Below are 9,330 nucleotides of genomic sequence, written 5' to 3' on the forward strand. Positions count from 1 at the left end.
GCAAGGTTAGGCAAGGTAAACCTCACTATTAAAATGAATAATAGGTAATATATTTATCTTCTTGCAAGAGATTTAATGCGTAGAAACCTTCCCAGCTTATAGCATCTTGTTGCTTATACGACTTGTTTGAAGCAGCCATTGGCCACTTCAGACAATGAAACAGAATTATCTGATATATTGATTAATCCAGCTATCAATAACGTCCTTATGCCAAGCCAAAGTTCTGCCATGCAATTTCACTGGCTTGGGAAATTTTCCTTCACTCCACCAGCGACGTAACGTCAATCGGTCCTTGCCGATAATAACTTCAAGATCATTGATAAATAAAATCTGTTGTGTAAATACTTCATTAACTGCTTGCATTATTCTTCTCCCAATCCCTTATCATTTAAGCTGCAAACGCGCCTTCCATTCACCTTTGAACTCCATATCGATTACGATAATAAAGAGCTTCAGGAGATCCAATTCGACCTTCCTTTCTTTAGGTAAACGTTCGTGTTCATATATCGATTGCAGATGAGCAACTGAACTGTTGGATAAATTCGCAATTCGTTGCAGGGAATAATTGGTAGTGTCTAGCAAGTATTGAATAATACCTTTATAAATGGTGATCTTTTGATCATGAAACATACTACATACTCCTGTAAAACATTGTCAGGGGTCCAATTCGCACAAACTAACATTCAATATCATTTGGCGAAACTTATATTAATACAATATTAATTTAATTATCAATATGTAATTTAAGGAAAATTAAATTAATATACAATATGATATTGAATGATATCGTTTTATATGATAATTTTTTAACGATGTTATGGCTGCAAGGATAATATATGAGTAAAGGACCCTATCAATCGTTCGCAAATCGATTAATCCATACCCTTAAAGATAAAGGACATACTGCTTCTCGGTCACCTAATGGGATCTGTATTAAAACCTTAGCAGAGTTCACTGGCGCATCTGAACAAATTTGTCGTCGTTATATAAGGGGGGATGCTCTGCCGGATTATGAGAAAGTAAAACAACTGGCACAACATCTTCAAATAAATCCAGGCTGGTTGCTCTTTGGTGAAGAAGAGTATTCTGAGCCTAAGAAAAGCGAAATCGATGAAGCGCTGCTTCATTACATCTTGAAACAAAGCCATCATTTATATCCTGTCTCTCATGGGAGTAATGACGATTATGCCGATTTTGTGTTAGGATTAATCAAAGAAGTACGTGCAATTGACACATCGGAAAATAATTTACTAAAAATCATTGACTTGGCTATCGGGTCTATTTCCTCCTACGAAGAAAAAAGAAAACAGAAAAGCCATGCAGTTTAAGAAGTTTGTAGATATGGATGTAACAGCTGTTGAAGTAAAACTTCACCCTAAAGCCAAAGAGTTTCTCTTTGAGCATTTCTTCACAATGCGCCAAGTATTCTCTAATGTGCTTGGGCAACTTGAAACAGACTATATTTCTATTGCTCTCATTAACCGATCAGGTCAGATCTTTTTCTTTTCTTCAAAACCTTCCATAGAGCAAAATTTAATTGAGAAACAGCTTTGGTTATTTGATGGCTGCTATCAACCAAGCTTCGTTACCCAAGATGAGCCAAAGTTATGGAGCGAGTTCAATCATTTGGACTATGCAGAAGAAATTAAAAAGTATAAGCAAATTGAACCTGGGTTCATCACAGGCATTTCAATGCCTACTCAATATGATTCTTATAAAGCTATCTTTTCATTTGGATTAAAACGGATAAATCCCTATATCCAGAATAAAAGTTCACTTCATTGTGAAAAACTGATCGCCATGGGTAAGTTTGCATTAAAGCAAATGGAAGATAACTTAGTCTTTCCAGACAAACTCGCGAAGACCAAGCCCACACTTACACTCATTATTAACAATCAGGTAACCTATGAACACACTACTGGATAAAGAAAATCCCATTTTAAGGCAAACTGCAGAAGCAATCGATGAATCAGATTTTAAAAGTACATGGCTTAAAGACCTGGCGCAAACACTGATTAATATCATGGCAGAAAAAGCTGCTGTAGGGGTTGCTGCACCTCAAATTGGTGTCAGTAAGCGCGTTATCGTTTTTGGTACAAATTATACTAAGAGCAGAAAGCCGGAATACCCTATTTCTGATACAGTGCTAATCAATCCATCGCTTAAAGTATTGTCAGAGGAAATCCAAACAGGCTATGAAGGTTGTTTAAATTGTGGTGATTTGATGGGTGAAGTACCTCGTGCTATGGAAATCGAATATTCAGGTTTTGATGTTGAGGGCAATCCCATTACTAAAAAAGCTGTAGGTTTAGAGGCTCGAATCCTGCAGCATGAAATTGATCACCTAAATGGATTTTTATTTTTAGACCGGATAAAAGACAAAGAATCGCTAACTACCCGCTCGGCGCTGTTAAGTAAAGGATAATTGTATGAAGCATCAAACTAGAATCATACTGGCAGGAACATTAGGCAATCTAATTGAATCTTTTGATATGGCCATTTGCGGTCTACTTTCTGTCTACATTGCTAAATACCTGATTGGTGATGCAACTAAAGGTTTGTTTCTAGTCTTTCTAACATTTTTTGCCGGATATCTCGCAAGACCCATTGGGGCTATGATCATGGGATTACTATCTGATATCTATGGTAGAAAAATTATCCTGGCAGCCTCAATCCTCTCGATGGGGGTATCAACAACCCTAATTGGATTTATTCCTACACATAGCTCCATAGGTACATTTTCGGTTATTGCCTTATTAGTATTGAGGATTATTCAGAGCTTCTCCTGTGGTGCAGAATATCTAAACTCTTCCGCTTATCTTATTGAAAATGCTGAAACATCGAGAAAAGGTTACTCAGGGAGTTGGGCTTCTTTTGGTGCGATGTCCGGATTGTTGGTAGCCTCACTGATAGCACTAATGGTAACTTACTTCACCACGCATTGCCCTGAACTCGATTGGCTAATTTGGCGTATACCTTTTGTTCTTGCGCTCTTAGGGTCATCCATTGGTTTATACATTCGGTTATGTATTCCTGAGAGTATGGAATACATCATGTACTATGCGGATAGACCTAAACCTAAATTTTATTCCCTGCTTACAGAGTCTGCCAATTATATTAAAAACCATAAAATGCAATCTTTTTATGTGTTTGCCCTAAGTTCCCTGGGCGTTACAACTACTTTCCAAATTTATATTTATGGGCCTATGCAGGCTCATTTATATGGTAGTTTCCAAGACCATGAAATTCTTACTTCCAACATTATATCGTTACTAATGCTGCTTAGCATATTTCCTATTATTGGAAAGCTTTCTGATATAGTGAAAAGAGAAACAATTGTCGTTGTTGCCAGCGTGGGTTTTCTGATTTTGTCTCAACCATTTTTCAACTCGTTATCTCAAAGTGTTTTTTATCAATTCGTTTTAAGTCAAGCCTTAATAGCTATTCCGGCAGGAGCCTATTATGCGACTGTTCCCGTCATGCTAGCGGAAATGTTCCCTCTTAAGTTGCGCTGTACTGTTTTATCAATACTCTACTCCATAGCAGCAAGTTTATCAGCAGGATTGGCTCCTCTGATTTCTCTGTTGCTTGTCAAAAAGACGAATATTGCAGCGTCACCATCTATTTTAGTTTTTATACTCACTACTATCATTTTTATAATGATGATTCACAGACGTAAAAACTCAAGAGGTAAGAGTTTAATGCAAATCAAGTACACCAGTGGGATTACCTCCCAAGACTTATAACAATAAAAACAGAACACTTAGCAAGCATAGTATCCCTTGTATACAGATTTATTGATTGAGTTCATGCAACGTAATAGCATTTCCTTCAGAATCGATGATAATTGCCATTCTACATACGGGTGATGAAAAAGTATCCGATTTGAATGTTACCCTATTCTTTTTTAATTGTTGCGTTAAGGAATCCAAATCTTCAACTTCAAAAGCAATACTTCCTCCGGACACCGCACTTGGTTTGACATCTTCTGCAAGAGTAGTAATCGTAAAGCATCCGCCTTGTGGCAGGTCGTATTCTATCCAATGGCCATTTGCAGATATTTTGCTAGGTGATAGACCCAGATTTTCTTTATAAAAATCAATCGCACGGTCTAAATTTTCGGCAGGATACATAGTAAACGCTACTTTTTTTAACATGTTTTTTCCTTTAATTGCTTTCCTACATCTTAACGATGATAATTATGTTTTACAGCCAACAAGTAAATACTGAAATAAGGTTTGGGCGAAATCCCCCGTTATTTTTCCGATTTAAATCATAGTATTTTCCCTACTGCAGTATCTCTCGCATCCCCTTCATAGCCATCTGGATCATCAAATGGCGTGTCGATATAACCATTATTTCTATAAAATCTTAGCGCATCCGGTGAGGACTCCACATGCAAGCTTTGATAGCCTTGGTTTTTGAGCCACTTTTCACATAACGTCAAGAATTGGCTACCGTAGTGATGGTTTCTTTTTTCCTCATCAATCACAATGATACGCAAAGCTGCTCTCTTGTGAGGCCATAATTGCAGATGGGCATAACCAATGATGTCGCTTCCTTGAGATAAAACAAAATGAACATGAGCATCATGCTCAAAAGTCCACGTGTAAGGGTCAGAAAGTCCTGCTTTATCAAAAAAATAGAATTGTCTAAAATGACGCACTTTATCCCATTCTCGAGGTGTTAATGCCCTCACCACTCTTAATCCATTAAACCCCGCTTTTTTATCAATTGCTGCAATAAAGTCTTCTTTACCCAAGCAATAAGCAGTAATGTCATAGGGATGTTGATGGGCCAACGCTTGTTTTAAACGAGCGTACGCTTCTCTATCTTCTGCATATTCTCTCATCCAGTCTCTAAATTTTAAATGCCGCTCGATTTCGGAGTTTCCACGCTCAAAAATATGAGCATGATGTGTTCTTAGATTATATCCCTTTTGGAAATAGCGGCGAAAAGGAATACCGTATTCTCCTTTTGCTTCATAGCCAAGTGCCTGCATATCAGCATTAGCACTGTCTACTTTGCTAATATCTAAAACAACTGGAATCATATCGATTACTGGTTTTGCAGCCAAACCAGGTACTGATGTAGAACCGATATGATGAATTTCAATGCAATTACTGCCTAATGCTTTTTTAATTTGCTCTGCTTCCTGTTCAAATTGCATAGGCCAGTTGAAATCATAAGGAACGACTTCGATAAGCCGTTGTTCTTGGTTGACTCCCATCATTTATTCTCTCTCTTGAATACGCTGAATCATTTCATGCACAAATGCGGTGACTTCTTTATAAGTTTTTTCGGTCAAGATATCGCTTGCATGATTTAGTTCAGCTTTAGTTAATGCTCGTTGAATTAAAACTTCCCATTTTGGGCATTGACTTTTAGCCCAAGCTCCAGCTTTAAACTTAGAGCATTGTTGCTGATGGTGGAGCACATATAAAGCCCTGCATAGAGTTAATACGGCATAATATTGGTACCCTAAAGAATTTCTGGTATGAATAACCCAATCTTTCCACTCAATGGCCTGTTTTTTGACATGCTCTATAAACTCACTGTTTGATACAGGAGCAATAATCGACTTTGCTGATGGACCGTATAGAATGAGGCTATCTGTTTGCAATAAATAGTAATTAATAAGCCAATCTGTTCCTGCTTTTTTGATGTGAAACGGTTCTCCTGGGCTAATGACAGCAATTTGACCTTGCTCTGTCTTAAAATGTTGTAACATTCTATAAGATGCATAAGCTACTTCAATTCGGTCATTCCAAGCTGGAAAATGCTGAACAAGATTGGCATGTAACCCATTTAGGGCTACAAATTCTTCCGGTGTAATTTCCTGGTTTAATGCCACAAAAACATCAATGTCGCTGGTTGTTTCATCAAAATCACCCCAAACAAATGAACCATACACGTAAACGCCCAGCAAATGTTCCTTTAAAATTGATTGCAAACCGGATAGTAAGTCATGAAGTAAATGATGCACTATCTTCAATTCAGTATGTGGTTCATTCATTTACTAGCCCACTGTCAGACAAATCATCAGATTCTTCTTTTCGTTCATCAGGTAAAAACCCACCTACCTGCGCATCCCACAGGGTTTTGTACAACCCATCGCGATTCAATAGTTGTGCATGCGTACCGTCTTCAATGATATGACCTTTGTCGAATACTAAAATTCGGTCCATATGCAACAACGTCGATAAACGATGCGCAACAATCAGTGTTGTTTTTCCTTGCATCAACTCCCAAAGACTGTCCTGAATGTTGGACTCTGTAATGGAATCCAGTTGAGATGTGGCTTCGTCCAACATTAAAATGGGCGCATTTTTTAAAATCGCGCGAGCAATGGCAATACGCTGACGCTGGCCACCAGAAAGCTTCACGCCACGTTCACCGACTAAGGTTTCATAATCTTCTGGCAAAAGACTGATGAATTCATGCGCATGGGCCTTCCGGGAGGCCGAAATGACTTCCTCATCCGAAGCGTTTGTCCTGCCATAACGAATATTATCCATGAGGCTTCGATGAAAAAGAGTTGGGTCTTGTGGAATCATGGCAATGGCTTGTCTTAAACTCTCTTGAGTCACTTCGGATAGATTTTGACCATCGATTAGAATTTGCCCTTCCACTACTTCATAAAGTCGCAAAATCAAATTAACAAAAGTGGACTTGCCGCTTCCTGAATAGCCCACCAACCCCACTTTTTGACCTGCTTCAATGGTTACCGATTTATTCTGGAACAGGGAGTAACCACCCTGGTAATGAAATTTTACCTTAGAAAATTCAATTCGTCCTTGCGTAACCACTAATTGGGATGCATTGTTTTTATCCTGTATCTCATGAGGCATGACCAATGCATTTAAACTTTGCCTTGCTTTGCCTAAAGCTTGGTTAAATTGGTCCACTTGGTACATGGTGTACCACATCATATGCCCCAATTCCATGGAAAGCCCAAGAATCAAAGCAAAATCACCAATGCTCACTAGTCCCTTGCCATACAAATGGATTAATGTAATCGATGCCAAACCCATCATTACCGCAATCATTCCCCCTTGTGCGCAGCATAACAAAACAATGAACAGCTCTTTTCTTTGAAAAGCTCGTTGTACTAAGCCGAAAAACGTGTTCATACGTTCCACTTCATAGATTTTTCTTGAAAAGATACGAATATTGGATTGATTCGCCAGACTATCGACTAATTGCCCAGCAAGCTGCGACTCAGAATTTGCATAGTCATCGGACAACTGCACCAATCGTGCCGACATCCAAATACTAAATGAAGCAAAGACAATGAACCAAAGAAATAAAATATAAAAGAACAGGACATTAACAAAATAGGCTGTAATAAATGAAACCACTAATAATGAAGCACCACGAAGAAAGTCGACAGACACGCGATGCAAAATAATCTCAAGACTATCAGCAAGAATCGTAATTTGTGTGGCAATTCGCCCAGATAGGTTATCCTGGAAAAATTGTGTACTACTTCCCAACACATACTCAAACATTTGGCTAATGATTTGGTTTTTAATCACCGCTTCATATTTATAATTCAAGTACCCGATTGTTCGCCAGGTGATATTGTCAAAAACAATGAAGTTCACCACCAGTAACCCAGCAATCCAATACAAAGAGGAAAAGTCCGTACTTGTTTTGGCAGCCAGGGTATTAATAAAGGATTTAATCAATAAACTATTAAACGGTCCCCAAAGTCCAGCCATTAAAGCAAGCAGGATAAATAAAAAAACCATGCGACGATACGGTTTTAAAAAATGCCACATAAAAGGAACTATGTGATTAAGCAAACGATTAGTCATAGTGAACACCCTCTGATTGTTCCTCATTGAAATGATGTATCTTCCGTCGATAAAGGTGGTACCTGGTTTCAATGTGAATGGATTCTAAAAAATCATGGTCGTGAGAAATAACCAACATTGCGCCTGGAAACTCACGTAGTGCTTGAATGATATGGGCACGTGTTTCCAGGTCTACATTGTTGGTTACCTCATCTAAAATAAGCAGCCTGGGCGGATTGGCAGCAATAAAAGCTAAAGAAAGCCTTGCCTTTTCACCACCAGAAAGATATTTGACCTTTATTTCAACTTCTTCATTTTTACGAAATAAAAAGTCATTCAAATGGGCGCGAAGTTCAGCATGAGAAGCATGGGGCATCTGACTTTTCATCAAATCCAGAACTGTTTCGTCACGATCCAGATGTTGATAATGCTGATCGAGATACCCAACTGTATTGCGCTGAGGAATAGTCCACTCACCTGCTCTCTTCATTTGACTATCCCCCAAGAGCGCTTTAACAAAGGTGGACTTCCCTGATGCGTTGTCCCCATACAAGGCCACCCGCTCGCAGCCATTCAAGTGAAAATGAATCTCTTCAAGAATCACATCTCCAGTCTCGTAGGCAATAGAAGCATCTTGGATGCTGATTAAGGATTTACGATGGTCAAGGCCATTTAATTTAAATTGGGGTTTAATCGTTTGCGGAAGGTTCAGAGAAGAAAGCTCATCAAGCACCTGCTGTTTTTTATGATTAATCTGACTTAATCGTTTATTTCCTGTAGTCATTGCAGAGCTAAGCTTTGTATGAGACCGAATCGTTGGCCATTTACGCTGCGCTATCTTTTTTTCACCCTGAACACGAGAGCGTTTATTACGATCTTGTTCTCTCATTAAAGCAAGATGTGATTCTTTTTTCTGATGTGCAATCCGTGTTAATTCCTGTTCAATTGATGCCTTCTTATCTTCAAGCATTTGCTGATAATCACAATAAGCTCCTTTAAATACAGTTACTTGGCCTAAATCAATATGCCATAGAGTATCTGCGGCTGTATGGATGAGTTCTTTATCATGAGAAGCGATAACCAACGTCCCAGTATAATGCAGGAGCATACGCACTAAAGAACGACGATTACGTCTATCCAGGTGATTCGTTGGCTCATCTAATACCAAAACATTAGGATTCTTAGTCAATATTTTGGTCAACATTTGGTTTAATCGTTGACCACCACTTAAGTCAGGATACTCTTCAATCACTTGGGGTAAATAACCAATATGAACATCCTGAGGTATTTTAATTTCGCCATCAGAGGCCGAACAAAGACCACCAAGCATTTTAAGTAAGGTTGATTTTCCAGAGCCATTTCGGCCAATCAGTGCAATACGCTCACCAGAGCGAACTTCGCCACTGAAGTGTTGAAAACAGGTTTTATGCGGATAGATAAGACCCAGGTCTTTAAATTGAATCGGTTTATGGTGCATGGATTACTCTTAAGCATGTCTTTTAGGACAATAAAAAATAGAAACCAAAAATGG

At 38.6% G+C, this 9,330-nt stretch carries 11 protein-coding genes; 4 read left to right on the forward strand and 7 right to left on the reverse strand.

Annotated features, from left to right (window positions below):
• Positions 1-165: 165 nt before the first annotated feature.
• On the reverse strand, positions 166-363 hold the full coding sequence (locus LXA66_RS04075; RefSeq protein WP_233012031.1) for an AlpA family transcriptional regulator: 198 nt from the start codon (positions 361-363) through the stop codon (positions 166-168).
• A gap of 21 nt (positions 364-384) precedes the next feature.
• On the reverse strand, positions 385-630 hold the full coding sequence (locus tag LXA66_RS04080; protein WP_233012032.1) for a hypothetical protein: 246 nt from the start codon (positions 628-630) through the stop codon (positions 385-387).
• Between the two features lie 206 nt (positions 631-836).
• Here LXA66_RS04080 and LXA66_RS04085 point away from each other — a divergent pair, with 206 nt between their 5' ends.
• The 4 genes from LXA66_RS04085 to LXA66_RS04100 are packed head-to-tail and all read left to right on the forward strand — an operon-like array spanning position 837 to position 3,746.
• Positions 837-1,328, forward strand: a complete 492-nt coding sequence (locus LXA66_RS04085; RefSeq protein ID WP_233012033.1) for a helix-turn-helix domain-containing protein — start codon at positions 837-839, stop codon at positions 1,326-1,328.
• Positions 1,318-1,926 (forward strand): flagellar biosynthesis protein FlgJ, encoded by a 609-nt coding sequence (locus LXA66_RS04090; protein WP_233012034.1) that lies wholly within the window; start codon positions 1,318-1,320, stop codon positions 1,924-1,926. The genes LXA66_RS04085 and LXA66_RS04090 overlap by 11 nt, the downstream gene beginning before the upstream one ends.
• Positions 1,907-2,425, forward strand: a complete 519-nt coding sequence (def, locus tag LXA66_RS04095; protein ID WP_233012035.1) for a peptide deformylase — start codon at positions 1,907-1,909, stop codon at positions 2,423-2,425. Before LXA66_RS04090 ends, def begins: the two co-directional genes overlap by 20 nt.
• A 4-nt stretch (positions 2,426-2,429) precedes the next feature.
• The gene (locus tag LXA66_RS04100) at positions 2,430-3,746 is read left to right on the forward strand and encodes an MFS transporter (RefSeq protein ID WP_233012036.1); all 1,317 of its coding nucleotides are present in this window, start codon (positions 2,430-2,432) and stop codon (positions 3,744-3,746) included.
• A 48-nt stretch (positions 3,747-3,794) separates the two neighbouring features.
• Here the strand turns inward: LXA66_RS04100 and LXA66_RS04105 are convergent, their stop codons facing one another.
• The 5 genes from LXA66_RS04105 to LXA66_RS04125 form a co-directional block, all read right to left on the reverse strand.
• Complete coding sequence (locus LXA66_RS04105; RefSeq protein WP_233012037.1) at positions 3,795-4,157, reverse strand: VOC family protein; 363 nt, start codon at positions 4,155-4,157, stop codon at positions 3,795-3,797.
• Positions 4,158-4,273: 116 nt separating this feature from the next.
• Positions 4,274-5,230, reverse strand: coding sequence for a GNAT family N-acetyltransferase (locus LXA66_RS04110; protein ID WP_370637164.1), 957 nt, complete (start codon positions 5,228-5,230; stop codon positions 4,274-4,276).
• A gap of 3 nt (positions 5,231-5,233) precedes the next feature.
• Positions 5,234-6,016 carry a nucleotidyltransferase domain-containing protein gene (locus tag LXA66_RS04115; protein ID WP_233012039.1) on the reverse strand — a complete coding sequence of 261 codons (783 nt, stop codon included), beginning with the start codon at positions 6,014-6,016 and terminating at the stop codon, positions 5,234-5,236.
• Positions 6,009-7,820, reverse strand: a complete 1,812-nt coding sequence (locus LXA66_RS04120) for an ABC transporter ATP-binding protein (RefSeq protein WP_233012040.1) — start codon at positions 7,818-7,820, stop codon at positions 6,009-6,011. The genes LXA66_RS04115 and LXA66_RS04120 overlap by 8 nt, the downstream gene beginning before the upstream one ends.
• On the reverse strand, positions 7,813-9,276 hold the full coding sequence (locus tag LXA66_RS04125) for an ATP-binding cassette domain-containing protein (protein ID WP_233012041.1): 1,464 nt from the start codon (positions 9,274-9,276) through the stop codon (positions 7,813-7,815). Before LXA66_RS04125 ends, LXA66_RS04120 begins: the two co-directional genes overlap by 8 nt.
• Between the last annotated feature and the right edge of the window lie 54 nt (positions 9,277-9,330).

The sequence above is a fragment of the Legionella sp. 16cNR16C genome, from assembly GCF_021297775.1.
In the GTDB taxonomy this organism is placed as follows: Bacteria; Pseudomonadota; Gammaproteobacteria; order Legionellales; family Legionellaceae; genus Legionella_C; species Legionella_C quinlivanii_A.